Source organism: Candidatus Chloroploca asiatica (assembly GCF_002532075.1).
In the GTDB taxonomy this organism is placed as follows: Bacteria; Chloroflexota; Chloroflexia; order Chloroflexales; family Chloroflexaceae; genus Chloroploca; species Chloroploca asiatica.
Genome location: NZ_LYXE01000090.1, coordinates 254,919 through 280,939 on the forward strand (window position 1 = coordinate 254,919; position 26,021 = coordinate 280,939).

A 26,021-nucleotide genomic window follows, 5' to 3' on the forward strand; every position below is an offset into this window, starting at 1 on the left:
ATGTGGCTTCTCGTTGGCCTGGGCAATCCGGGCGCTCAATATGTACGCACCCGTCACAATATTGGCTTTGACGTGGTAGAGACGCTGGCCGCTCGGTATGCGCTGGAATTTCGTGGCAAGCGGGCCAACAGTTTGATCGCCGAAGGCAAGGTCGCAGGGCAACGCGTAGCGCTTGTCAAGCCGCAGACCTTTATGAACCTGAGCGGTCAGGCGGTCGCGGCCCTGCGTACGTGGTATAAGATCGATGCTGCCCGTGAGATCTTGATTATCTATGATGATCTTGATCTACCCTTTGCACGCCTCCGGTTTCGTGAACGAGGCAGCGCCGGAACACACAACGGCATGCGCTCGATTGTCCAACAACTGGGCAGTAGTGACTTCGCCCGCCTTCGGATCGGGATTGACCAGCCACCAGGAAAAATGGATGTGGCCGCGTATGTCTTGAGTCGGTTTAGCAAAGAAGAGGCTGAACAGGTGCCCGACGTGATCGCGACCGCCGCCGATGCGGTTGATCTGGTCGTTCGCGAAGGATTAGTAGTTGCGATGAACCGTTATAATTGATATAGTGAAGAGAAGCACGGCAGGTTCGACCGTGTTACGTACTTCACACATACGTAATCCCCCATTCCCCTCTGGGAGGTAGGATGGCTAGCGAAAAGCCAGCGTGTCTCGTTGCTCATACTGCTGAGTTGGAGCAACTCCATGAGCGTCTGGATAATCTACAACGTGGTGCTGTGCCGCTCAGATGCCTGGTAAATCTCTGTGGGGTCTATGGCATTGGCAAACGAACACTCCTTGTGCATCTTGATCAGCGTACGTTGTTACCTGATGATATTGTCAAGTTGCGTCTGGCGTTGCCGATTTTGCCCCCTTCAGCACGTTTCGTGCCTCTTGCGCTCAAGCAGGCGCTGCTCGATCAGATTGCAGCGTGTCATCCCGCCCTCACGATCTCACCTGCGCCCATCAACGATCTGAATGCCGATGCTGCCCTGACTGGTCTGGCCGGGCAGTTAATTGAGCAGAGCACGTGCTGCCTCCTTTTGTTGGATGCAACCGTACGGGGGACGCCAATCGCCTTCAACTGGCTCGAACGCGGATTGCTGCTCCCTCTGGTACGCACTGATCACGTGATTGCAACGATCATCAGTCGCTCACCCCTCCGCTGGCGTGAATTTGACACCCGACGGCGGGCCGAGATTATGGTGCTTGCCCCACTGAGCCTTGAAGAGACGGCCCTGCATCTCCAGTTGAGCATCCCTGAGGCCGAGATCATCTATGGTCTGACCAGTGGCTTGCCCCTGGCGAACGAACTTGCGCTTCAGATGCAGGCCTATTTGCCTGTGCCATCAGAGTGGAAAACGGACAATAAAGCGGATCTGATGGATCAGATCCTTGATGCACTCTATGAACTGGTTGGGCCTGATCTCTCACCCATGCTCCAGTGTGCGCTTGAAGTTCTGTCAGTCGTGCGCGAGTTCTCGGTGCCCTTGATGCAGCGTCTGATTCAGCATACATGCGGGACGACAAGTGAAACAACGCGCCAGACCTTCCTCTTGCTAATGGTCAAACAACTGCAAGAGCTTGATCTGGTGATCTGGGATCAGGCGAGTCTGTCGTATCGCGTAGCCCCGACGTTACGGCGCATTATCGGTACATATGTCCGCTATACTGATCCGGAACGATACGAGACCATCCGTCAACTTGTCACCGACTACTATCGTCAAATGTTGGACGAGGTTCTGGTTTCCCGTCACATCCATCTTGTCGAATTTTTGTGGCATCTCCTTGACACACCTGTGCCCGGCGAGCACCGTCCGGCGAATGTGCTGCGTGGTCTGGTGACACGCTATCTGGTCAGCCCTGATGGACGGCAGATTGATGACGAGGAGATGAGTCAACTGCAGATGTACCTGGTAACTGATCCCGATCTGCCCGCAGTGCTGCGACGCTACGGAACACACAGCCAGGAATTGGTTGCCATGCTAGAGGCCCAACTTTCCAACGACGTTGCTGCATGAATGAAGCAAGAACGCTATGATCACTACCCTCGAAGCTTATTTTCGCAGTGCCCGTCACCTGGTAGGCCGTAAACGCGAGCTCGAGCTCGTTGATCGGGCCTTGACGCACGTTAAAGCCGGGACTTCGGTGTTCTTGATCGAAGGACAGGGAGGGATCGGCAAAACACGTCTGCTGACCGAGATTCGGCAACGCTGTCGCGAGACCAGTGAGGTACTCTGCACCGAGGTAATTGATCTCTACCTGGGGCGTTATCTTCAACCTGCCCGCATGCTGTATGCGCTTGCAACGCAACTTGAAGCTGATGCCGTGCGTTGGGGGCGTTCGCAACCCGATTTCACCCACTTTTATGAAGCTCACGAGCAATTCTATGCAACACTTGGCCATGACGCTGAAGCACAACGTACCCAACTCGAACAGAGCTTTCTTGAATGCTATACCAAACTGGCTGCTGCGCATCGCCTGGTGGTGTTAATTGACACCTTCGAGAAGTTACACCCAGCGCTGGTAGATGCCCAAGAGTTTGATTTTCGCGAACTCGGGAGGCTCGAACAGTGGGTGGCGCATCTGCTGAAACGCTTGCCCAATACGATCGTGGTCCTCGCTGGACGCCCGCGGCCCGATCAACGCAGGAAGCTTACCGAGATTCTTGGCCCGATCCTGACCCCATTGACAATTGAGCCTTTTACGCTCACCGAAACGACTGAGTATATCGTCACTGAATTTGCCAACCTCGTCCCCCTTGAACCGAAACAGATTCAGTTGCTCCATGCGATTAGCGCAGGACGACCGGTCGTGCTTGCCGTTGCACTGGCCTGTGCCCAGCAAGGCATTATTGATATTACGGCGTTGCCGCCCGAGTTTGTCTACCCGGCGAATCAAGCCCACCTCAGTGATGCGTTGGTGCGTCTGATTGTCGGCGATCTTTATCGGCAACGACCAGATCTGGCCCAGTTGCTTGCCCGTGCCGTCTATTTGCGCAAAGGTGTGCGGCGCGAGATGCTCGCCTTCCTCTTTGCTGAGGAAGGTGAGGTCGTTGAACCATTTGAACTCGATCAGCAACTCGATGAATTGACCGCTTTTGTGTTTGTCAAGCGGGTTGATGAGGATGAACTGATCCTGCATGACGAGATGTACGAGTTGCTGCTGGGTAAACTGGCTGATCAACAGGCTCTGTCATGGTGGCGCCTGGCCGTGCGGTTTCTTGATCAGCAGATTGCGACGGTCTATACGCAACTGCAATCGACAGCTGCTGCGCTGCCGGCACCCTCAAGCTTTGCCAGCCTACAGCAACAACTCCAGAACCTGCAAATTGAACGTATGTTTTATCATATGTCAATTAATTTGCGCCAGGGCTATCAAATCTATCGCGAGTTGAGCACCAATGCGATTGAGGCCCGCGATGATGATTTTGACGCGCAATTACAGGAAGAATTAGCGCGTTTTTTTGATCGTGATATGGCATGGGGGCGCCTCTATCGCCAACGCTTATTGACGAGTGGCCTGACCTGGGAACGCATCATCTATGATGAAGGCATTCGCTGGGTCTATCGGCGTATGCTCACCCCGATGCCCGACGGCAATGCGTATAGTGCCGCTGTGGCACTGGCGGAAGATGTACGGGAACGCTATCGAGCGATCTATGATCGCTCGCCGCTAGCACGCTGCGATCTTGATGCCGCCCAGCTGCAGGCCGAGGTCTATATCGCTGGGCGCACCTCGCGTGGGGCACAGATTACCCACAACTATCAGGTGCTCGTCGCTGAGCTTGAGGCGATCATTAGTCAGCTTGATCCTGCTGATCCAGATGCTGCCTATGCAAAATTTATCCTGGCTAATGCGTATAACTACTGGGGCTATTTTGAACGCGTGCAAGAGCACTTGCAAAGTGCGATTACGAAATACAAAGAAGCGCTCCGTCTGTATCGACAACTCGGCCCCGAGGTACATAGCCTGCACGCAGTGACCCTCAACAATCTAGGCTACGCGATGGGCCGTCAGGGTGATTCGGAACGTGGCCTGCGCTGTCTTGATCAGTCACTCGCTCTGGTTGAACACGCTGGGGTCGCTTACCGCATCGCGACAACGCGCAATACCCAGGCCCATCTCTATGCCGATCTTGGCCGGATGGATCAGGCCCTCCGTTGCGTCCAGGAGGCGAGACGGCTCTTTGCCCGCTTTGAGAGTGTCCGGGCCACCGCTCTCAATGCGAATGCCGAAGGCCGTATCCGTAGTCGCATTGCCGAGACAATGGCCGATCCTGGGCAACGCAATGCCGAGTATGCCCGTGCAGTGGCGGCCTATCGCCAAGCCATCAAAGGCTTTGATCAAGAGGGCGAGCTTGTGCGCCAGATCGAGGTACGCAGCGCCCTGGCCAAAGCGTTGCGCAATTGGGCGACTAACATGCCCCCCGGACCAGCAGTGACGACCAGGCGTAACGAGGCCTTTGCGTTGCTGACCGAGGCCAATACCCTGACCAATGAGACTACGTCACGGCTGATCCGGTGTAGCATTCTTGAGGCGATGGCCGCGATCTGTGTGGACGAAAAGCGCTATGATGAAGCGATCACCCTGCTTGACGAGACGCGCTTGCTCTTGCCAACAAGTTTGCAGGATCCGATGCGCTACGGTGAGTCTTCGGAAACTGTGGAATTGCGGCTCTACTGGCTGCGTTTTGCCCAGATCCAATGGCAGTATGCGGCAGTAGCCTTTGGTCAGGCTCAGTATCACGATGCCTGTGTACATTTAGTACACACCTTTACCGGCTTGCTTGCCTTCTCGCCAGATGCCGCCCCCATCGAACGCTTCCGCCATCTGGCGCGCCATGCACTCATAACCCCAGGTGATCCGGCGCTGATCGAAGCGCTGCGCGAACCGATGCACCAGGCCGCTGCTCAGAGTAACACCTCGATTTCAGCCCTTTCGCTCGTTGATCGCTTGCTCACTCAGGCAATTGAAGATATTGACCTCTTTGGAGCGTGATGGAATTGCAATTTCTCACGTTTAATTGAGGTAGAACAAGGAAAATCTTCAGTTGTGTGAGCGTGCATGCATTCCATAGCACACATTTTGGTGCCAGAACAAACCTCGGTAGCGCTCAATGACTGCCGCTTGCCGGTGCCAGTCTATGCACAAGCGCCAACGGGGACCAAGGATGACCTGGCAATCCATCGCCTGCGTCCACATCCTTTGCTTACCACACTGGATCTGGATGATGGGGAACATGTGGTGGCATTTGTCCCATCCTTAAGCCAGGTCGCTGTGTTGAATCAAGCAGCCCTGGCACTGATCCAGCGCTTGCCGCTCGCCGAGGCCGCCGAGGCCGCCGAGGTGTATGGTGCGCTGGTACGGCTCGTCGAGATGGGATTGCTGGTTACGACCGACAACCCGGCTTTGCCCTGCCCCGCTGAGCCAACGACCCTGGTGGCATGGCTGCATCTCACCAATGCATGCAACCTGCGTTGTACCTATTGTTATATCGAAAAGAACCATGAGGCGATGAGCCTTGCCACGGCATATCAGGCCATTGAGGCAAGCATTGCCGCCGCTCGACGCTACGGCTATCGTGAGCTTGCCCTGAAGTATGCGGGTGGTGAGCCATTGCTCGCTTTCGACACCCTGGTTGCAACTCATCAGTATGCACAGGAGCAGTGTGCTGCCGCAGGTCTTGGCCTTGCGGCAACCGTGCTGACGAATGGCACTGGTTTGACAGCGCCACGTGTGGCGCGTTTGCGCGAATTGGGCCTCGACGTGACCGTTTCACTCGATGGTGCGGCTACCAGCAATGACCAGCAGCGTCCAATGTGCAACGGCACTGGCTCAACTGCGGCTATTATGGCTGGGCTTGAACGCGCACGTGCGGGAGGAATCCACCCCACTGTCGCGCTGACCATCACGAGTACCAGTCTGGCAGGCGTGCCCGCCCTGGTGCAGTGGCTGCTCGAACGTGACTTGCCCTTTACGCTGAGCTTTGCCCGTGATCACACCTGCGGCCGCAGTCATCGTGACCTACTGGCCGATGAAGCGACCCTGATAGAAGGTATGCGGACAATCTATGCCACGGTTGCGGCCAACCCGCCTTCGTGGAGTCTGCTTGGGGCGTTGTTGGATCGTACCGATCTCTCGCACGCACATGGGCAGGCCTGTGCCGCTGGATCACACTATCTGGTCATTGATCATCACGGTCGTATCGCCGCATGCCAGATGGCGCAACATATGCCCGTTGCTGATATCTACCACGAAGATCCCCTTGGTGCAATTCGCCATGACGAGCGTTTGCCGCTAGGTCGCCATGTCGACACCAAAGAGGGCTGTCGCACCTGTGTGTGGCGCTACTGGTGTGGTGGAGGATGCCCGCTCGCGACCCTACGGGCAACCGGACGCACCGATATCCAATCCCCCGATTGCAACATCTACAAAGCCCTCTACCCCGACCTGTTACGCCTCGAAGGATTACGCCTCCTCCACCAATGCTAAAGATACGTACAGACACGAAAAAAGCCAGCAATGCTGGCTTTTTTCGTGTCTGGAGTGACCTCGCAGAATCTATACGCCTTGACAAATAAAAAATATTAGTATAATCTAACACTCAAGCTTATGTAGTGCTCACCAAAGGCATTGAAGGAGTGAAGTCTATGCCCAGTTTGCTCAAGCGTCGGTTCATGTTGACCCTGTTCGCCATGGTTGCGCTGTTGCTCACCGCTTGCACCCAGACGGCAACCCCGCCCGCCCCGCCCGCCGAGATAGTCCGCGAGACGGTTGTAGTTGAGGTAACAGCCGAACCTCAGGTGGTCGAGACGGTCATCACGCAGCCTGCCACCCCGGGGAACCTGGTGATCTATTCAGGGCGCAGTGAGGCCCTTGTCGGCCCATTGATCAACCAGTTTGCGGCGGCGAGTGGTGTAGATGTGCAGATACGCTATGGTTCAACCTCTGAAATGGCGGCAACCCTGCTCGAAGAGGGAAGCAATTCGCCTGCCGACATCTTCTTTGCCCAGGATCCCGGCGGTCTCGGAGCGGTAGCAAAGGCTGGCCTGTTTGCCCCACTTCCCGCAGAACTGGTGAGTCAGGTGCCGACACGCTTCCGTTCACCAGAGGATCTGTGGATTGGCATTTCGGGACGGGCAAGGGTAGTGACATACAATACCGATGCGATCAACCCGGAAGAGTTGCCGGCCGACATCTTTGATTTTACTGACCCGGTCTGGTCAGGACGGATCGGCTGGGCACCGACCAATGGCTCGTTGCATGCGATGATCACCGCAATGCGCCAGGTCTGGGGCGACGAAAAGACCCGGGAATGGCTCGAGGGCATTCAGGCCAACAATCCTGTTGTGTATGACCGCAACACCACGATTGTGACCGGCGTGGCAGCAGGCGAAGTTGACATAGGCTTCACAAACCATTACTATCTCTACCGTTTTCTGGCCGAGCAGGGCGAGGGCTTCAAGGCACGCAACCATTTCTTGACCGGCAGTGGCCCCGGGTCACTGATTATGGTCGCTGGAGCAGGCCGTCTTGCCAGTAGCCCCAACGAAGCGAATGCGCTACGGTTTATCGAGTTTATGCTCTCACCCGTTGCCCAGCAGTACTTTGCCAGTCAAACGGCTGAATATCCAGTTGTCGAAGGGGTCGTTGGTCCGCCAGGCTTGCCCCCGCTCGAAGAACTCGAATCGGCCGCTCTGGACATTGACATGGCTGATCTCGATGATCTTCAGGGGACGATCCAGTTGATGCAGGATGTAGGGGTACTCCCGTAAGGACTGGAGACCTTCGTGGGCACTCACCGCAAGCTACATGTGCGGTGAGTGCCCACGAAGAAGCGGAGGTTTGGGGGCTGCGCCCCCAAGAAACATTTGGAGCTTTCAGGTTGAATCAAGCAAAGCTTTCTCGGCTTACACAGCAGCGCAAGCGTTCTTTCATGCTTCTCCGGCGACTGCCTCACTGGTCAACCATCCTACTCTGGGGAGGTGCGTTGCTCGTCGTGGCGGGTTTGTTGTTACCTACGGCCTATCTGCTCATCCGTGCATTTGAGACAAGCGAAGCGGCACTTCAAACCTTCATGCGCCCGCGTACGTGGGTCATCATCGGCAACACCACTGGCCTTGCGCTTGCCGTAACAACCGTTTCAGGGCTGATTGCCGTGCCAATCGCATGGCTGACGGTACGCAGTGATCTGCCGTGGCGCCGCTTCTGGGCCGTGGTGACACCATTGCCACTGGTGATCCCCAGTTATGTCGGGGCTTACCTCTATATTTCGGCGCTGGGGCCACGCGGTGCATTGCAGCAGTTGCTCGAGGGGCCATTTGGCATTACACGACTGCCATCAATCTACGGTTTTACCGGGGCACTCTTTGCCTTGACGTTGATGTGTTATCCGTATATGCTGCTCAGTGTCCGTGCAGCGCTGATGCGGATGGATCCGTCGCTCGAAGAGGCATCGCGCAGTCTGGGACATAATGCAACAACGACCTTCTGGCGGGTTGTCTTGCCTGCCCTACGCCCGGCGCTGGGGGCAGGTGGGTTGCTCGTCGCCCTCTATACCTTGCGCGATTTTGGTGCCGTGGCAATTATGCGCTTTGATACATTCACCCGGGTGATCTACCTGCAATACAGTTCGTTTGATCGCTCACAGGCGGCGTTTTTTGCGCTCCTGTTGATTGGTTTGACGCTTGTGCTGGTTGCATTCGAGGCTCAGACGCGTGGGGTGGCACGCTATGATCAAGCAAGCGGTGCCGTGGCGCGCCCACCGACGATCATTGCGCTAGGCCACTGGCGCTGGCCTGCCTTTGCTTTCTGTGCGCTCATTGTGAGCCTGAGCCTTGTCTTGCCGCTGACCATCCTGTTTTACTGGCTGGTGCGCGGCTTGCTGGCGGGTGAACAGATGGGGAACCTGGGGTCAGCCGTCTGGAATTCATTGCTTGCCTCGGGTGGAGGTGCAGTTGTGACGGTGCTGGCTGCGTTGCCTCTGGCGGTGCTGGTGGTGCGTCGGCCCGGTCGCCTAACGGCCCTCCTCGAACGAATGGCCTATTCAGCTTTTGCCCTGCCTGGCATCGCCGTTGCGCTCGCCCTGGTCTTCTTTGGCATCAGTTATGCCCGTGGTCTCTACCAGACCTTTGCGATGCTGCTGTTTGCGTATGCCATTCTCTTTCTCCCGCAGGCGTTTGGGGCGCTGCGTACATCGCTCTTACAGATCCATCCTGGTTTGGAAGAGAGTGCGCGGAGTCTGGGGTATCGCCCACCGCAGGTCTTTTTGCGCGTGACCGCGCCCCTGATGCGCCCTGGCCTGATTGCCGGGGCCAGCCTTGTCTTTTTGACGGCGATGAAGGAATTGCCTGCAACCCTCTTGCTTGCGCCGCTTGGTTTTCGCAGCCTCGCCACCGAGATCTGGTCGGCAGTGTCTGAAGCCTTCTTTGCCCGTGCCGCCGCGCCGGCCCTCTTGATTGTGCTCCTATCGTCAGTACCAATGGCTCTTCTGTCGATGCGCGAGCGGCGAGGTATGTCATGAGTCTGGTTTCGTGCGAAGGATTGAGCAAAGCCTTCGGCCCGACCTGTGCCGTTGAACAGGTAAGCATGACGATCCAGCCGGGCGAGATCCTGGCGTTGCTGGGACCAAGTGGCTGTGGCAAGACAACCGTATTACGCATGCTGGCAGGTTTTGAAGCGCCCGATCAAGGCACGATTGCGCTGGATCAGCGCCTTGTCGCGGGGCCGGGTCTTCATGTGCCACCTGAAGAGCGTCACGTCGGCATGGTCTTTCAGCAGCATGCACTCTTTCCACATTTGAATGTCGGGCAAAATGTCGGCTTCGGGCTGCGTGGCAAGGCGCGTGAACGTCAGGCCCAGGTGCAGGCCATGCTCAAACTGGTCGAGCTCGATGGCTACGAACGACGGATGCCCCACCAGCTTTCAGGGGGTCAACAACAACGGGTAGCGCTGGCACGGGCCCTGGCCCCGAATCCAGCGGTCTTGCTCCTTGACGAACCATTTAGCAACCTCGACGCGGATTTGCGTACGACCTTGCGGGCGCAGGTACGGACGATCCTCAAACAAGTGGGCACCACGGCACTCTTTGTCACGCACGACCAAGAAGAGGCCCTCTTTATGGGCGATCGTATTGCCGTCATGCAAGCCGGGCGCCTCGAACAACTCGCCAGGCCGCAGGAACTCTTTCTTGCGCCAGCGACGCGGTTTATTGCCGAATTCATTGGCCTTGCAGCCTTCATTCCTGCGACGGTCACCACAGTGGGGCTTGCGACCGAACTTGGAACCGTAGCCCAGGCGATTGACGCACCAGTGGGAACCTCGGTTGACATGCTGGTACGCCCCGACGACCTCGAACTGAGCGCTGACCCTCAGGGTAACGCACGAATTCTTCGCTGTACCTTTCGGGGGGGCGACTTTCTGTACGATGTCGCCCTTGCCTCGCAACGCACGCTGCGCTGCGTCTGCAACCATGTCCACGAATTTGCCCCCGACACCAGGGTGCAAGTCACCCTTGCCCCCGGCCATCCCCTGGCCTGGTTTCACCCATCCGAGGCGAACTAGGTAGCGTTGGGGTTGCCCCAAGCACTGGGTTTTAGGGCTGTCGCCCTAAAACCCAGTGCTTGTGCGGGCGGAAACGCCCAGTGTCGCTGGGCGTTTCCGCCCGCACAAGTGAGATTCATGGGGGCCTAAACCCCTGCTGGCAGCAGCGGCTGGTCAATCTGCCCAAATAACACACCATAAATACTAGACACAATATCCATAGCATCATGTCCTCAACGAGGGGTAGAGTTACGGTGTGCAGCGTGGCCACCGTGGGCCGCGCTTTGTTGTGCGCAAAAGGATTGCGCTAAAGGCAGGGTGTTGTGGGCGAAATCATCTGGCTAGGCGTTCTATTAGGGGTCGGGGCAGCACTGTCGGTCGGGCCAATCTTTGTCACGATTGTCCAGGAAGCGGCAACACGGGGGTTTCAGGCGAGCTTCCGCGTTATTCTCGGTTCGGCCACGGCTGATCTGTTTCTGTTGTTACCCGCCCTTGCCTTTAGCTGGATCATTGCTCAGGTGGCCGCTGCCTCCCTGTGGGTTGGCCTCTTTGGTGCCCTGTGCCTCTCCTATTTTGCCATCGAAGCGCTCCGCGATGCGCGGCGGCTCTGGCATGCTGAGATGGCAGCGGCAGCACCGCTCAGCTGGTCGTTCTGGAAGGGGGTTGTGGGCAACCTGGCCAACCCGTTGACCTGGACCTTCTGGCTGGCGACAGGAACGCCGACCATGCTCCGCACATACGAACTCGGTGGAGCGATGGGGTTGATCCTCTTTACGATAATCTGGTTTGTGGTTGCTTCAGGGCTCGAGGCACTCATTGCGCTGGCTATTTCACGTTCGGGCAATGTCATTGGCCCTCGCGGGCAAGCGGTGTTTACGAGTGTGTCGAGTCTTATGTTTTTTGCCCTGGCGGGCATGCTGGTGGTGCAGAGTGTAATGCTGTAGGGCTACCGCGCATTTTGTGGATGCAGACGAAAACGGACAGCGAGGCTGTCCGTTTTCGTCTGCATCCACAAGGGTTTTTCGGGCGCCCACCTTAACGTTCATGCGTATTGGACGTGCAGACCTCACCCCCTATTAGATCGGGTAGGTAGGATACCGCCCGACTCACCCTTGACGAATGAGGGCATCCTCGGTACCCTAGAGTATAGTCCCTTTGTACGTCATATCACAATCTGTTACACGTGCCTTGCATATCCCCGGAGGATAAGTAATGTTCGAGGCTCCGTCCCTCGCCCCACCGCGCGCTCCGCGCAGCAATCCGATCCTTAGCCGTGTTGACTGGGAGGCTCAACGTAATGCCGTTCTCGATGATCCCGGTACCTTTCATGCTGCCATCGCCCGCAGTGCTATTCACTGGTACGATGCTGAACTGAACGCCTGGATCACCTGGGACGAGGCCGCAGCCCGCTGGACAGGCCTCGATGCGCGTAACGGCGCAGTTGTTGAAGTGCCCTATGGGGCTGAGCATCAGCCCTGGGTGCGTACGTTTAATGATGATAATCCCCCCCACTACCGCTGGTTCGAAGGTGGCCTGACCAACGCCTGTTTCAATGAGGTTGATCGCCACGTCCTCAACGGTTTTGGGGATGAAATCGCCTACTACTTCGAGGGCGACCGCTGGGATAGCTCGCTCAATGGTGGGCGCGGCGGCCCGGTAGTGCATACCAGCATTACCCGCAAGCAGATGATGCTTGAAGTCGTCAAGGCAGCCCTGGTGCTTCAGGGGTTGGGGTTGAAACAGGGCGATCGCATTGCCCTCAATATGCCCAATATTCTTGATCAGATCTACTACACCGAGGCCGCCAAGCGTCTGGGCATTGTCTATACGCCTGTTTTCGGTGGTTTTTCTGATAAGACCCTCTCGGATCGCATCCATAATGCAGGTGCCGAGGTGGTCATCACCTCAGATGGTGCCTACCGCAATGCACAGATCGTGCCCTATAAAGAGGTCTATACCGACCAGGCGCTCGATAAGTTTATCCCGGTCGAGATGGCAATCAGCATTGTTGAACAGACCTTGACGCAACTTGGCCTTGCGGCGGCGAAGGCCGAGATGATGCTCAAGATCGTCAAGGAGACAATTGCCGAGGATATTACTGTAGAGCGCTCGGATGTGATGCGTGGCGTCGGCAAGGCGCTGCAAGAGATGAGCGATCTGGATGTGGCCGAGCAGTCGCAGATCCGCACTGCGGTCGCGATGGCGCTAGTGGCTTCGCCGGCTCGTGTCAAGGCCGTCGTCGTGGTGCGCCATACGGGCCAGGATATTCTCTGGCGCCCTGAGCGTGATGTGTGGAGCCACGATCTGATGGAGACGGCAACGGCGAAGTTGTTTGAACTCGCCACTGCTGCCGGTGTGGCCGTCAAGAGTGAGAAAGAGTTGCTCGCACTGCCGACAGAGCAGTTCGTGCAGGCACTCTATGCCGCTGTGCCCTGTACCCCGGTTGATGCCGAGTATCCGATGTTTATCATCTATACCTCGGGCTCAACAGGCAAACCCAAGGGTGTGGTGCATGTCCATGGTGGCTATGTCGCTGGCCTGGCGCACACGATGAAGGTGAGCTTTGACGCCGAGCCAGGTGATATCATCTTTGTGATCGCTGATCCGGGCTGGATTACCGGTCAGAGCTATATGATCAGTGCGACGATGAGCTCGCGCTGTATTGGCGTGCTCGTCGAAGGCTCACCGGTCTTCCCCAGTGCTGGCCGCTATTCGAGCATCATCGAGCGCCACAAAGTGCAGATCTTCAAGGCTGGCGTGACCTTCCTCAAGAGCGTGATGACCAACCAGCAGAATGTCGCCGACGTACAGCAGTACGATATGAGCACCCTGCGTGTCTGTACCTTCTGTGCCGAGCCTGTTTCACCAGCGGTGCAGCAGTTTGGGATGGAGGTCATGTCGCCCCAGTATATCAATTCGTACTGGGCAACTGAGCATGGTGGCATTGTCTGGACCCACTTCTATGGCAACGAGGATTATCCGCTGCGCCCCGACGCGCACACCTACCCACTACCCTGGGTACTTGGTGATGTCTGGATCAGTGAGTTGCAGGCCGATGGCACCACGGCAACGTACCGCCAGGCCGAGACCGAGGAAAAGGGTGAGATTGTTATTACCCTGCCCTATCCTTATCTCACGCGGACGATCTGGGGTGATGTGGATGGCTTCAAGAAGGTGATCGCGGGCGAACAGCCGCTGACCGCGTGGATTGGCGATGGCGATCGCTACGCCAAGACCTACTGGCGTCGCGGGCCTGATGGTCAGTGGGCCTATGTCCAGGGCGACTTCGCGATGAAGTATGCCGATAGTAGCTTTACCCTGCATGGCCGCTCGGACGATGTGATCAATGTGTCGGGCCACCGGATGGGAACCGAAGAGATCGAGGGCGCGATCCTGCGTGATAAGCAGACGACCCCCGACTCGCCGGTTGGCAACTGTATTGTGGTCGGCGCACCGCACCGCGAAAAGGGTCTGACCCCGCTCGCCTTTGTGTTGACGGCACCCGGCCACCGCCTCACCAGCAATGATCGCCGCCGCCTCGATGACTTGGTACGCAACGAGAAGGGTATCGTAGCCGTACCCGAGGACTATATCGAAGTCACGGCCTTCCCCGAAACGCGGAGCGGCAAGTATGTGCGGCGTTTCTTGCGCAACCTGATGCTCGATGAGACGCTTGGCGATACGAGTACCCTGCGCAATCCTGAGATACTCGACGAACTAACCGAGAAGATCGATGCTTGGAAGCGCAAACAGCAACTTGCCGATGAGCAGCAGATTTTCGAGCGCTATCGCTACTTCCGCATCGAGTACCACGCCCTCAAGGGCAGTGGGGTCGCGCAGAAGAGCACGGCCCTGCGACGGCTGGCGATTGTAACCATCACCAACCCGCCGGTCAATGCGCTGAACGAGCGTGCGCTTGACGAGTTGAATACGATTGTTGACCACCTGGCTCGCCGCGAGGATGTTGCCGCCGTGATCTTCACTGGTCAAGGCACCAAGAGCTTTGTGGCTGGTGCGGATATCCGTCAGTTGCTCGAAGATATGCACACCTTCGAGGATGCGATTGCCCTGCCGAATAACGCCCACCTCGCCTTCCGCAAGATCGAGCGGATGGACAAGCCATGTATCGCAGCCATCAATGGTGTCGCGCTTGGTGGCGGTCTCGAATTTGCGCTCGCGTGTCACTATCGCGTTGCCGATGAGCACGCCGAGTTTGGTCAGCCCGAGATTAACCTGCGCATGTTGCCCGGCTACGGTGGTACGCAGCGCCTTCCCCGCTTGCTCTACAAGCGCTCGAATGGCACCGGAACCCTGCGTGCGCTCGAGATGATCCTGGGTGGGCGCAGCATTACCTCGGAAGAGGCGCTTGAAATTGGCTTGATCGATCACCTGGCAACCCAAACCGAGGATGCAGTTAATTTCGCTGGTGCCCTGGTGCGTGAGTATGCCACGGGTGCGGGCGTGCTGAAAACCGCCTTCGAGCGCCGCAAGGCGGCTCTGGTCAACTGGGAGAAGCCGCAAGCCCACTTTGTGCAGGACGAACTGAATGCGATTATCCAGAATCCTCGCATACAGCGCATTCTGAAGCAATCGGAGGGTGCCGGCCGCACCAAGGCTGTGCAGCGAGCCATCGAGGCTATCACCATTGGTTTCGAGCAGGGCTTCGAGCAGGGCCTCGCCCACGAAGCGAAACTCTTTGCCGAGGCGGTGGTTGATCCTGAAGGCGGCAAGAAGGGTATCCAGGACTTTATGGATAAGCGCAGCGAACCGCTGCCCACCCGCCGCACCTTGGTCACCGCCGAGCAAGAGAAACTCTACCTGGAGACCGAGCAATTGCTGCCGGTTGGCTCGCCCTTCTTCCCAGGGGTGACGCCACTTCCCACGTGGCAGTACGCCCAGGGTGTTATCCGTGACCCCGAAACCGGCGAAGATCTGGTCGGTGACCCAATTGATGCCGAGCGCGAGGTGATCATTCCAGTCGAGAAGCCCCGCCCAAATCAGGCGTTGCTCTATATCCTGGCCAGCGAAGTCAACTTCAATGACATCTGGGCAATTACGGGTATTCCGGTCTCGCTCTTTGATGAGCACGACCGGGACTGGCACATCACTGGGTCGGGCGGTGTTGCCATTGTGGCGACGCTTGGCGAAGAACTGCGTCGCGAAGGCCGCCTCAAAGTCGGCGATCTGGTCGCCGTCTACTCCGGTCAGAGCAATGTGCTCTCGCCGATGATGGGCCTCGACCCGATGGCGGCTGATTTTGTCATCCAGGGCTACAATACGCCCGATGGCTCACATCAGCAGTTTATGCTGGCCCAGGCACCGCAGTGTCTGCCGCTAGCCCCAGATATGTCGCTTGAGGCGGCAGGGAGCTTTATGCTCAATCTGGGTACGGCCTACCGCGCACTCTTTACGACACTACAGATCAAGGCCGGCAAGAGTGTCTTCATCGAGGGTGCCGCCACCGGTACTGGTCTTGACGCAGCCCGCTCGGCAGCGCGCAACGGCCTGCGGGTGATCGGCATGGTCTCGAGCGAAGAACGCGCCAGGACGTTGATGGAGGCAGGTGGCAAAGGTACGATCAACCGCAAGCATCCGTCAATTGCCAACATCTTCACACGCATCCCGTCTGATCCGTCACAGTGGGCGGCGTGGGAGAAGGCTGGCGAGCCGTTGCTCGATCTCTATCGTCAGCAGAACAACCATCATCTGGCTGACTATGCGATCTCGCACGCTGGTGAGCAGGCGTTTGGCCGCAGCTTCCAGTTGCTCGGTGAGCCGCGTGATGGGCATATTCCGGTGCTAACCTTCTACGGGGCTAGCTCGGGTTATCACTTCACCTTCCTCGGCAAGCCAGGCCACTCGAGTCCCGAAGAGATGATGCGTCGGGCGGGTCTGCGCGGCGGTCAAGCGGTAATGATCTACTACGGTGTCGACGGCAAGTCACTTGTGGACGAGCCCGGTCTTGAGGCCATCGAGGCAGCTCGTGCGCTCGGGGCACGCATCGTGGTGGTGGCGTATACCGATGCTCAGCGCGAGTTTGTGTTCAGTCTCGGCTTTGGAGCATCGTTGCGTGGCGTGGTCAGTATCGAAGAGTTGCATCGCCGCTATGGTGAGGACTTTGACTGGCCCGACACGATGCCCGATCTACCCGACTCCAAGACGGATCCCGAGGGCCTGAAGGAGGCGATCCGGCGCTTCAATGACCTGACCTTCAAGCCACTGGGCAGTGCCATTGGTGGCTTCCTGACGAGTGCGGATAACCCCCGTGGCTATCCCGACATGATCATCGAGCGAGCGGGCCACGATACGCTCAACGTCAGTGCAATGCTGGTCAAGCCGTTCATCGGGCGGATCGTCTACTTTGAAGAGATGGGCGGGCGGCGCTACTCCTTCTTTGCCCCGCAGATCTGGATGCGTCAGCGCCGGGTCTACATGCCAACCGTCAACCTCTGGGGCACGCATCTCTCGAATGCCTACGAGATCCTGCGGCTCAGCGACGAGATCAGTGCCGGCCTGCTCTCGATCACCGAACCGCTGGTGGTCGATTGGCAGGAACTCAAGGAAGCGCACCAGGCGATGTGGGAGAACCGCCACGCTGGTTCAACCTACGTGCTCAACCACGCCCTGCCGCGCATCGGCCTGAAGAACAAGGACGAACTGTACGAAGCCTGGGCTGAGAGCATGCGCTCATAAGCCTGAATACATAGAAGTACCAAAGTGGGGTGGCGCTGATGCGCCACCCCACTTTGGTATCTTGCCAGGGTATAAAGCTGGTTAAAGCCTCGGGCTTAGGTCATTACAGCATCGTGGCTAATTCATCATAGCGGGCAGCGATGATCGCTTCAAGTTCATCGCGGAGGCCCGGGCCTTTGACCTTACGGTGAACAATTTTGCGCATCTGCCGACTGAGTTCGGCATCGTGCAAGCTATCGGTCAGCCAGTAAGCAAAATCGTTGCGGTAGAGATGATATTCCAGGGTTGCAATTGGCACGCGCCCGATAAGCAAGCGGAACTCAGCGAGATTCGCGGCGGTTCCGTGCATGGTGCCCGTCTCGTCACGAAAGACAAACCATTTATTGCGTGGCAAGGGGACGGTGACATACTTATGCAGGTGTCGAATGTGAGGCATGCGGCGGAGACCCGTGCGAAAGATAATATTATGCTCAGAGGCAGCACCGTGCATTGGCGTCGGCCCCAGATCGGCCAGATACGCATGGCCCCGCGGCAAAGCGGGAATCTGCATACGGGTGTGTGCCCAATTGGGAGTGTTGCCAAGCAATTCATCGAAGAGCGCTAGATCTTCGGGGGTCGTGGTATTCGTAATCGCCCAGACTTGCACCGCCTCAAGGAGTGGCCGGGCAATCAGACTGGGCCGATAGCTTACCATCGCCACCCCGCCACCTGCCATCAGCGCCTGAACCGTGCCCGTATAGGGCGACTTCCATGCCGGATAGCTCTGCTGGATTTCGTCGAGCAAGATCCAGTGTGGGCGACTGCGACGGATGCGGAGATCGAGCAACTCGCGGAGCAACCGTTCAAGGTAATCATTACGAGCTTCCTGCTCCATTGAAGAAAGGTCAACGATCAGGTTGGCATTGCCATACTCGCAAAGGGTTATGGCATCACCGACGCGTTGCTGGTGCGAATTCTGACTACCAACCAGCATCGTATGTGGTAGCGCCGCGAGGCTGCGATAATCACCCTCGGGATCAATAACGACAACCTGATAACCCTGAGCGATTAATTCCTCGGCAAGCAGACCAGCAAGCCAGGATTTGCCGCTCCCACTTGCACCACCAATCGACCAGACGCGATCGACCAGGTGCCAGGGATCCAGGTGAAATGGCTGCTGACCAAGCTGATACCCCAGGGCAAGCTGACGCTCTGGACGCATGGGGCGGGCAGGCAGCGTCCCATCGATCAACTGCCCAAGCAACTGGCGCATCCCAGCACCAGATGGCTTATCGAGCACGAGATCAGCGGTAGCCTTTAATTCAGGGGTTGCATTCGCAACCGCAACCGCCAACTCACTTGCCTGCAACAGACTCAGGTCATTTTCCGCATCGCCACATGCAACCACATTATGGAGGGAAAGGCCGAGTTCGCGCAGCACAAACGCCAGCCCGGTTCCTTTGGTCGCCCCCTGGGGCAAAACCATGACCGATCCAAGGTTGTACTCAATGCTAGCACCGCCACCACACTCACGCAGCACCTCAATAATAGGCTGATCATGAGGAACGTGCGTTGCAACCAGGGCCATGCCGTGTTCAAGAGGGATTGGCAAAGCGAGCAAGCGTTCGAGCAACCCCTGTTGCAAGCGACCAAAAGGCAAGATGACACTATCCTGGCGCGGCAAATAGATAACTGCCCCATTTTCGGCCACAATCGCATCAAAAACTTCAGCAAACGGGCCATCAGGCGCAAACGTCGCCAGCGAGCGCCCAGTCACAAGGATCAGGGTCTTCTGCGCCTGTTTCGCCTTGCGGAGAGCCTGCCAGGTTGCGGAGGCAACGTGACCATGCTCAGCCAGGGTGCCATCCAGATCGGAAGCCAGAATTGACAGATGCACAAGCACACCTCGCTTTCGTCATCGAAAGACAGGTGAAGGTGCTGGATGCTTGCGCACGGCTACGCCGTGCGCAAGCATCCAACCGCTTTTACAAACCCGTTAGGGTTGTTATATCTTCGCCTGAAAATACTATAGCAGGTATGATAGGGGGAATCAATGAACTGCGTACCTGCTCGCTGAACCGTAACGAGACAGAGCGCGGTCTTGTCAGCGTAGCGCAAGGCTCTACGTTCTTGACTTTCACCAGGGAAGTATATACAATGTAATCACTTCGCCAGAAAGGATCGACGCGATGAGCAACACGATCAAGACACGCCTGGTTAAAATCGGAAACTCTCAGGGCATCCGTATCCCGAAAGTACTCCTTGACCAAATCGGTCTCACCAAAGACCTTGAGATGGAAGTACAGGGGGATCGGTTAATTCTTCGTGCCGCTCGAAAGCCACGGCAAGGTTGGGCAGAACAATTTCGCGAAATGGCCGCACAGAGCGATGATATTCTTCTCGATCTTCATACTCATCAAACTTCCACCTGGGATGAGGAGGAATGGACGTGGGAGTAAAGCGGTTTGACGTGTTCCTGATCGATCTTGACCCAACCGTCGGTGTAGAGATGCAAAAAACACGCCCCTGCCTCGTCATTTCCCCAGATGAGATGAATGACCATATTCGCACAGTCATTATTGCACCGATGACGACCACATCACGCCCCTATCCAACCAGAATTTCCTGCCGTTTTCAGGAAAAACAAGGGTATATTGTCCTGGATCAAATCCGTACCGTTGCTTTACAGCGCTTACAAAAACGGCTTGGACGGATTGATCAGCAGACCCAATACACCGTGCTTGACGCACTCGCGGAACTTTTCGCTGAGTAATGGATGAATGATGCGTGTGTTGCTTGACGAATGTCTGCCGCGCAAGCTGAAATAGGGCCTCAGACGCATGAATGCTAACTCCTTTCGTCATTTCTATAACTATCACTTTGCTGAAAACCGCAAGCTATGGGATGACTGCATCACGTCGCTTCCTTATGAGCAGTTCACCCAGGCGGTACACTACTCGCATGGATCTGTGCGGGCGCACATTCTGCATCTCATCAGCGTAGATGATATCTGGTTCAGCGAACTATGCAGCATCGAACCCTGCGAACCGCTGCCACCCGCGCACGGTGATGATCGAACCATCATACGCACGTATTGGGATCAGGTTGAGCAGCGCATGCGCGCATATCTGACCGTCTTGCAGGACGAGATGTTGTTTGAGACACCGATCAGCGAACCGGAAGAAGACAAAGATCTTCTGGTGTGGCAAGTGCTGCTCCATGTCGTGAATCATGGCACGGATCATCGCGCCCAGATACTCAGAGTACTCAACGATCTAGGCGTGAAGACGACGTCACAAGACTACATCTTCTATGTCTATGATAACCCATAGCTGCCTCAGGGCTGTTGCATCATACGAAACCGGATAAAAAATACACTCTCTTGGGCAGCATGGGCATGCAACCAGCGGCGCAAACGGCGGCCCCCGGCCCTGTAGGGGCACCCCTTGCGGGTGCCCCTACCGGCCGGGGGCCGGATCCGGTGTACGGGCACCCCTTGCGGGTGCCCTGGCGGGTGCATTCACGGAAGATGCAATCACTCTGCGTAGTTGCCTTTTGGGGCTTGCATTTTAAGAACATATATGCTATATTTGGTTATTGTGACCGAAGCTATAGCGGCAACATAACCGTAGGAGATCAAGGTAAATGACCCCGTCATCATCAGTAGCAGTGTGCCTTTGGTACGACAGCAACGCTGAAGAAGCGGCAAGGTTCTACACGTCGCTTCTGCCAAATTCAGCGATCTTGAGTGTTTCGCCCGTCATGGTGACTTTCACGCTTGACGGGGTGCCATTTCAAGCATTGAACGGTGGGCCGCAGTTCAAGCCTACCGAGGCTGCTTCTATCGCAGTGACCACCAAAGATCAGCAAGAGACTGACTATCTCTGGAGCGCACTTACAGCCGATGGCGGCGAAGAAGGTCAATGTGCCTGGCTGAAAGACCGCTTTGGCGTATCTTGGCAAATTGTTCCGCAGATCTTGTCAAAGCTCTTGGGCTCCCCAGACAGACAAGCAGCCAATCGAGCCACGCAGGCAATGTTGCAGATGAGCAAGATCGACATTGAAACCCTCGAATCCGCATTTAATGGTGCATGAGTGCATACAAAAAGATGATTGGCACAAGAGAAAAACCGCTCGCGCTCAAGCGTCTATGCTACGGCAGCCCTTCTACGCCAAATGTTGTGCGCACGACGCCGGGTAAATAGCTATAGAGCGAACCACCGAGCAGTGCCTCAAAGTGCGCTTGAAGCTGCATCGTTGCACGCCATCTATCCGGGAGTGTTTCATGCACGCCATGACGTAACGCGACATCAACGAAGCGCTTTTCCAGCAAGCAGAAACCTTCGGGCAAGGCCAGTGCGTCACAGAGTTGCAAGAGCCGATCATAATCATCATATATAATGTTCTCTAAATAGGTTTTTACAATAGATAAAGACACATAATAGAGGTGCGTACCTATGGCGAAACTCTGTCCCAAAATCATTCTCGAAGGAACACGCCTGACTTTCAAGACTGAGCTCGCTTTTGCGTTGAATGAGCATCCGCGCATTGTTGGCCCACGCAAATATCGCTATCATTCACCTGTCATTTCGGCTGAGTGGTGCGCTTTTACCAATTTCCCGTGGGGTCGCGGCTTGATCAATTTTGAGCCGCAAGAAGAAGCCCTGGCAATCGAGACCTACCAGACCTGGGTGCGCCTCTTTGAGTTGCAGCGTTACTATTCGTGGATTATTGATCGCTTTCATCTTTCTACGCAGATGTACCAGTTGCAACGCTATGATAAACACTATGATTTCAGGTGGCTGGAAGACCGGATGCGGCCACTCGGGTTCCGTCTGGTCTTCTGCACGCGCACGCCCGAGTCGTTTGCGGCGGCACGGATCGAGCGGCTGAAAGTATCGGGCAATCCGGCCCAGTACGATGATCTGCAAGCCTTTGTCGCGGAACAGAAGTTGATGCAGCAACTGGTTGCCGCAACGACGCTGCCAACCTTGACGGTAGATATTTCTGATAACGATGTGCCAGCAGCGGTGGAACGGATCGCCGACTGGCTTGAAGCGACGGGTGGATTGACGATGGAGTCGATGCCGTCCCCCACTTGACGCTGTGCGACCCTGTTGTTATACTACAACGCAAATGGCTGTGACGGGGACGAGTACGATGATCAATCTCGCCTTCAGCGAGCCCGGGCTGGTGGGAGCCGGGCGGTTGAGCATCATCTGAAGATCACCCCTGAGCTGGCAGGTGAACCGTGGTGTCACGTCGATGCCCGCAGTAGCCCCGCCCGAGCTTGTCCCTCGTTAGCGGGACAGAGCGTTGTTGGACGCTCGCCGAGCGCAGAATGTGAAGGCGTCGGGATGGTGGGTGAGTGCTTTGCTCACTGCTCCTCTCCGTTCGTTCAACCTTCTGAACCGGGGTGGTACCGCGGGGCTTTTTCGCCTCGTCCCCTTTCTTGATGGGGGCGGGGTTTTTTGTTGTCTCGCCGCTTGGCCAGGTACGTTTCTGGAGGATGCATGTTTACACCAGTCACGACGAATGTCTCCTTCCCGCAGCTCGAAGAAGAGGTGCTGGAGTGGTGGACTGAGCGACAGATTGTGGAACGTTCGCTTGCTTCGGGTGAAAAGCCGTTTGTCTTTTATGAGGGGCCACCCACGGCGAATGGTCGCCCCGGTCTCCATCATGTCATCAGCCGAACCTTTAAGGATATCATCCTGCGCTATCGGGCGATGCAGGGCTATCAGATCATTGGGCGTCGTGAGGGCTGGGATACCCACGGGCTGCCGGTTGAGATCGAGGTTGAACGCAAACTCGGGTTTACCGGCAAAGCTGATATCGAACGCTTTGGCATCGCAGAGTTTAATAAGCTTTGTCGTGAGAGTGTCTGGGAGTATATCCAGGAGTGGAAGACCTTTACTCAGCGCATTGCCTACTGGGTTGATGAGGATGGCTACTACACCTACGATAACAAGTATATCGAGTCGCTCTGGTGGATCTTGCGCCAGCTCTGGGATCGTGGGTTGCTTTTCCGTGACTATAAGGTGACGATGCATTGCCCGCGCTGCGGGACGACGCTCAGCGATCACGAGGTGAGCCTCGGCTTCAAGGAGGACGTTGATGATCCGAGTGTCTGGGTGAAGTTCCGGCTGAGTGGTGCCTCAGTTGAGGGCGCTCCGGCAGAGACGCTGGCTTCGGGGCTGGAGGGTGCCTTTATGGTGGCGTGGACGACGACGCCCTGGACATTGCCGGCCAATGCGGCGCTGGCGGTCAATCCCGAGGCTATGTATGCGCTGGCCGAGGTGGATGGACAGCCGTTGCTGGTTGCGGCGAGCCTGGTCGAGCGGGTGCTCGGCGAAGGTGCGCAGGTGCAACGCCAGATCCAGGGCAGCGACCTCGTCGGCCTGCGTTACGAGCCCCTCTTCCAGGGGGTGCCGGGCAAGGGCGATACGGTTGATTGGGCGCAGGCGTATCGGGTGGTTGCCGATGAGTTTGTGAGCCTTGATGATGGTACCGGGGTGGTGCATATCGCACCAGCCTATGGTGACCTGGAGATCGGGCGCAAGTATGGCTTGCCGACACTCTTTTCGGTGGGGCTGGACGGCAAGGTGCTGCCCGAATATGAGGAACTGGGTTTTGGTGGCAAGTTCTTCAAAACGGCTGACCCTGACATCACGCGCAATCTGAAACAGCGCGGGCTGATGCTCAAGAGTGGGCGTGTGCATCACAGTTATCCCTTCTGCTGGCGTGACGATACGCCGTTGCTCTACTACGCCAAACCTTCGTGGTACATCCGCACGACGGCGTACAAGGATGACCTGGTTGACAATAATCAGCAGATCCACTGGGTGCCCGAGCATATCCGTGATGGGCGCTTTGGCAACTGGCTCGAAAATAATATTGACTGGGCGATCAGTCGTGAGCGCTATTGGGGAACCCCCTTGCCAATCTGGACCAACGCTGATGGCTCGCATATGGCGTGCATCGGCAGTCTGGAAGAGTTGGAGCAGAAGGTAGGGCGTTCGCTGCGCGATCTCGATCTGCACCGCCCCTATGTTGACGAGGTGACCTGGGAAGATCCGCAGCACGGCACGATGCGACGCATTCCTGATGTTGCCGACTGCTGGTTCGATAGCGGGGCCATGCCGGTGGCGCAGTGGCACTATCCCTTTGAAAACCAGCAACTCTTTGAGAGCGCGCATCCAGCCGATTATATCTGTGAGGCGGTGGACCAGACCCGCGGATGGTTCTATACGTTGCATGCCGAAAGCACGCTGCTCTTCAATCGTCCGGCCTTCCAGAATGTGATCTGCCTTGGTCATATCCTCGACGAGCACGGCCTGAAGATGAGCAAGAGCAAGGGCAACATCATCAAGCCATCCGAGGTGATCGAGGCGTATGGCGTTGACGCCCTGCGCTGGTATCTCTTTGCGGCGGCGCCTCCAGGGAACCCGCGGCGCTTTAGCATGGGCCTGGTCAGCGAGAGCCTGCGCAAGTTTTTGCTGACGCTCTGGAATACCTACAGCTTCTTTGTTACCTATGCGACCCTCGACCAGTGGCAGCCGGGTGAGGCTGTACCTGATGAGGCGTTGCAGCCGATTGACCGCTGGGCGCTGGCCGCGCTCAACGGGCTGGTACGTGATGTCACTGCTGACTTCGAGGATTACGAGGTCTACCCGGCGGCGCGGCGGATCGAGCGCTTCGTAGACGAGCTCTCGAACTGGTATGTGCGGCGCAACCGACGGCGTTTCTGGAAGAGCGAGACTGACGCCGACAAGCAGGCAGCTTACCATACGCTCTATACGTGTCTGCTGACGCTGACCAAGCTGACGGCGCCCTTTATCCCGTTTATGAGCGAAACAATCTACCGCAACCTGACGGGCCAGGCCGCCGGGGGAGGGTCATCTGAGGGTCTTGCCGAAAGTGTGCACCTGGCGCGGTGGCCGACCTACGATCCGGCGCGCATTGACGAGACCCTCGTGGCCGATACGGAAGCGTTGCTCAGCGCCGTCTCGCTGGGGCGTGCGGCGCGCAAAACGGCCAATCTCAAGGTGCGCCAGCCACTCGCTGAGCTCTGGCTGCGTGCAGCAACCCCCGCCGAGACAGCAGGAGTACGTCGGTTTGAAGCGGATTTGCGCGACGAGTTGAACGTCAAGCAGGTGCGTTATCTTGAAGCTGCCTCGACGATTGTCGAGTACCGCTTCAAGCCCAACTTGCGGCTGGTTGGCAAAAAATATGGTAAGCTCGTGCCCGCGTTGACCGTTGCTCTCAAAGACCTGACCGGCGACGCGGCACGCGCAGCGGCGCACGCCTGTGAGGCTGGCGAACCAGTACGGCTGACGATCAACGGGCAAGCCCTCGAACTCCAGGCCGAAGAGATTCTGATCGAGAGCAGCGCCCCCGAGGGCTATGCTGTCGCCGAGAGCGACGGGATGCTGGTGGCGCTGAACACCACGGTGACGCCCGAGTTGCGCCTCGAAGGGGCGGCACGGGATCTTGTGCGCAGCGTCCAGGATGCCCGCAAACAGGCTGGCCTGGCGATCGCAGATCGCATTGCGCTCTATGTGACCAGTGCGAACGAAGCTGCACTGCTGCAGGAAACCCTGGCGCAGTGGGGCGACTATGTACGCGGCGAAACCCTGGCGACGAGTCTCAAGGTGGGCGACGCCCCCGAGGGTGCCCATACCGAGCAGGCCGAATTTGGCGATGGAGACGCTACGCTGGGCATTGTGAAGGCGTAGACCTTCGCTTGCTTGCGACGAAGGAGGTCAGCAAAGCTGACCTCCTTCGTCGCAAGCAAGCTACAGGAGGCA

General features: G+C 57.1%; 17 protein-coding genes. 15 read left to right on the forward strand and 2 right to left on the reverse strand.

All coding sequences use genetic code 11. The features are described 5' to 3' along the window. From pth to A9Q02_RS11780, 9 genes are all read left to right on the forward strand, one after another. Complete coding sequence (pth, locus tag A9Q02_RS11740) at window positions 1-561, forward strand: aminoacyl-tRNA hydrolase (protein ID WP_097653267.1); 561 nt, start codon at window positions 1-3, stop codon at window positions 559-561. A gap of 83 nt (window positions 562-644) precedes the next feature. Further along, complete coding sequence (locus tag A9Q02_RS11745; RefSeq protein ID WP_097653268.1) at window positions 645-2,018, forward strand: hypothetical protein; 1,374 nt, start codon at window positions 645-647, stop codon at window positions 2,016-2,018. Between the two features lie 16 nt (window positions 2,019-2,034). Next, window positions 2,035-4,998 carry a tetratricopeptide repeat protein gene (locus tag A9Q02_RS11750; protein ID WP_097653269.1) on the forward strand — a complete coding sequence of 988 codons (2,964 nt, stop codon included), beginning with the start codon at window positions 2,035-2,037 and terminating at the stop codon, window positions 4,996-4,998. Between the two features lie 90 nt (window positions 4,999-5,088). Next, the gene (locus tag A9Q02_RS11755; protein ID WP_172450901.1) at window positions 5,089-6,492 is read left to right on the forward strand and encodes a radical SAM/SPASM domain-containing protein; all 1,404 of its coding nucleotides are present in this window, start codon (window positions 5,089-5,091) and stop codon (window positions 6,490-6,492) included. Window positions 6,493-6,650: 158 nt separating this feature from the next. Further along, the gene (locus A9Q02_RS11760; protein WP_245860512.1) at window positions 6,651-7,775 is read left to right on the forward strand and encodes an iron ABC transporter substrate-binding protein; all 1,125 of its coding nucleotides are present in this window, start codon (window positions 6,651-6,653) and stop codon (window positions 7,773-7,775) included. Window positions 7,776-7,936: 161 nt separating this feature from the next. Then, window positions 7,937-9,523 carry an ABC transporter permease gene (locus tag A9Q02_RS11765; RefSeq protein ID WP_097653271.1) on the forward strand — a complete coding sequence of 529 codons (1,587 nt, stop codon included), beginning with the start codon at window positions 7,937-7,939 and terminating at the stop codon, window positions 9,521-9,523. Next, entirely contained in the window at window positions 9,520-10,563 is a 1,044-nt protein-coding gene (locus tag A9Q02_RS11770) for an ABC transporter ATP-binding protein (RefSeq protein WP_097653272.1), read from the forward strand. Before A9Q02_RS11765 ends, A9Q02_RS11770 begins: the two co-directional genes overlap by 4 nt. Before the next feature lie 302 nt (window positions 10,564-10,865). Further along, entirely contained in the window at window positions 10,866-11,486 is a 621-nt protein-coding gene (locus A9Q02_RS11775) for a LysE family translocator (protein ID WP_097653273.1), read from the forward strand. A 268-nt stretch (window positions 11,487-11,754) separates the two neighbouring features. After that, entirely contained in the window at window positions 11,755-17,235 is a 5,481-nt protein-coding gene (locus tag A9Q02_RS11780) for an AMP-binding protein (RefSeq protein WP_097653274.1), read from the forward strand. Between the two features lie 103 nt (window positions 17,236-17,338). Here the strand turns inward: A9Q02_RS11780 and A9Q02_RS11785 are convergent, their stop codons facing one another. Continuing rightward, window positions 17,339-19,111 (reverse strand): DUF5752 family protein, encoded by a 1,773-nt coding sequence (locus tag A9Q02_RS11785; protein ID WP_172450903.1) that lies wholly within the window; start codon window positions 19,109-19,111, stop codon window positions 17,339-17,341. 292 nt (window positions 19,112-19,403) lie between these two features. On the opposite strand from A9Q02_RS11785, the gene A9Q02_RS11790 reads away from it, so the two are divergent. From A9Q02_RS11790 to A9Q02_RS11805, 4 genes are all read left to right on the forward strand, one after another. Next, the gene (locus A9Q02_RS11790; RefSeq protein ID WP_097653276.1) at window positions 19,404-19,673 is read left to right on the forward strand and encodes an AbrB/MazE/SpoVT family DNA-binding domain-containing protein; all 270 of its coding nucleotides are present in this window, start codon (window positions 19,404-19,406) and stop codon (window positions 19,671-19,673) included. Then, window positions 19,658-19,987: a type II toxin-antitoxin system PemK/MazF family toxin gene (locus tag A9Q02_RS11795; RefSeq protein WP_097653277.1), complete on the forward strand. Its 330-nt coding sequence runs from the start codon at window positions 19,658-19,660 to the stop codon at window positions 19,985-19,987. Before A9Q02_RS11790 ends, A9Q02_RS11795 begins: the two co-directional genes overlap by 16 nt. Before the next feature lie 67 nt (window positions 19,988-20,054). After that, the gene (locus A9Q02_RS11800; RefSeq protein ID WP_097653278.1) at window positions 20,055-20,546 is read left to right on the forward strand and encodes a DinB family protein; all 492 of its coding nucleotides are present in this window, start codon (window positions 20,055-20,057) and stop codon (window positions 20,544-20,546) included. 313 nt (window positions 20,547-20,859) lie between these two features. Further along, window positions 20,860-21,309, forward strand: coding sequence for a VOC family protein (locus A9Q02_RS11805; RefSeq protein WP_097653279.1), 450 nt, complete (start codon window positions 20,860-20,862; stop codon window positions 21,307-21,309). 58 nt (window positions 21,310-21,367) lie between these two features. Here the strand turns inward: A9Q02_RS11805 and A9Q02_RS11810 are convergent, their stop codons facing one another. Continuing rightward, window positions 21,368-21,652 carry a hypothetical protein gene (locus tag A9Q02_RS11810; RefSeq protein WP_141508856.1) on the reverse strand — a complete coding sequence of 95 codons (285 nt, stop codon included), beginning with the start codon at window positions 21,650-21,652 and terminating at the stop codon, window positions 21,368-21,370. Window positions 21,653-21,671: 19 nt separating this feature from the next. On the opposite strand from A9Q02_RS11810, the gene A9Q02_RS11815 reads away from it, so the two are divergent. Next, window positions 21,672-22,316, forward strand: coding sequence for a hypothetical protein (locus A9Q02_RS11815; protein ID WP_097653281.1), 645 nt, complete (start codon window positions 21,672-21,674; stop codon window positions 22,314-22,316). 411 nt (window positions 22,317-22,727) lie between these two features. Further along, on the forward strand, window positions 22,728-25,949 hold the full coding sequence (gene ileS / locus A9Q02_RS11820; RefSeq protein ID WP_097653282.1) for an isoleucine--tRNA ligase: 3,222 nt from the start codon (window positions 22,728-22,730) through the stop codon (window positions 25,947-25,949). Window positions 25,950-26,021: the final 72 nt, after the last annotated feature.

Coding starts and splice junctions, on each gene's coding strand:
- pth (WP_097653267.1), top strand. CDS start 1: ATGTGGCTTCTCGTTGGCCTGGGCAATCCGGGCGCTCAATATGTACGC.
- A9Q02_RS11745 (WP_097653268.1), top strand. CDS start 645: ATGGCTAGCGAAAAGCCAGCGTGTCTCGTTGCTCATACTGCTGAGTTG.
- A9Q02_RS11750 (WP_097653269.1), top strand. CDS start 2,035: ATGATCACTACCCTCGAAGCTTATTTTCGCAGTGCCCGTCACCTGGTA.
- A9Q02_RS11760 (WP_245860512.1), top strand. CDS start 6,651: ATGCCCAGTTTGCTCAAGCGTCGGTTCATGTTGACCCTGTTCGCCATG.
- A9Q02_RS11765 (WP_097653271.1), top strand. CDS start 7,937: ATGCTTCTCCGGCGACTGCCTCACTGGTCAACCATCCTACTCTGGGGA.
- A9Q02_RS11770 (WP_097653272.1), top strand. CDS start 9,520: ATGAGTCTGGTTTCGTGCGAAGGATTGAGCAAAGCCTTCGGCCCGACC.
- A9Q02_RS11780 (WP_097653274.1), top strand. CDS start 11,755: ATGTTCGAGGCTCCGTCCCTCGCCCCACCGCGCGCTCCGCGCAGCAAT.
- A9Q02_RS11790 (WP_097653276.1), top strand. CDS start 19,404: ATGAGCAACACGATCAAGACACGCCTGGTTAAAATCGGAAACTCTCAG.
- A9Q02_RS11795 (WP_097653277.1), top strand. CDS start 19,658: ATGGACGTGGGAGTAAAGCGGTTTGACGTGTTCCTGATCGATCTTGAC.
- A9Q02_RS11800 (WP_097653278.1), top strand. CDS start 20,055: ATGAATGCTAACTCCTTTCGTCATTTCTATAACTATCACTTTGCTGAA.
- A9Q02_RS11805 (WP_097653279.1), top strand. CDS start 20,860: ATGACCCCGTCATCATCAGTAGCAGTGTGCCTTTGGTACGACAGCAAC.
- A9Q02_RS11815 (WP_097653281.1), top strand. CDS start 21,672: ATGGCGAAACTCTGTCCCAAAATCATTCTCGAAGGAACACGCCTGACT.
- ileS (WP_097653282.1), top strand. CDS start 22,728: ATGTTTACACCAGTCACGACGAATGTCTCCTTCCCGCAGCTCGAAGAA.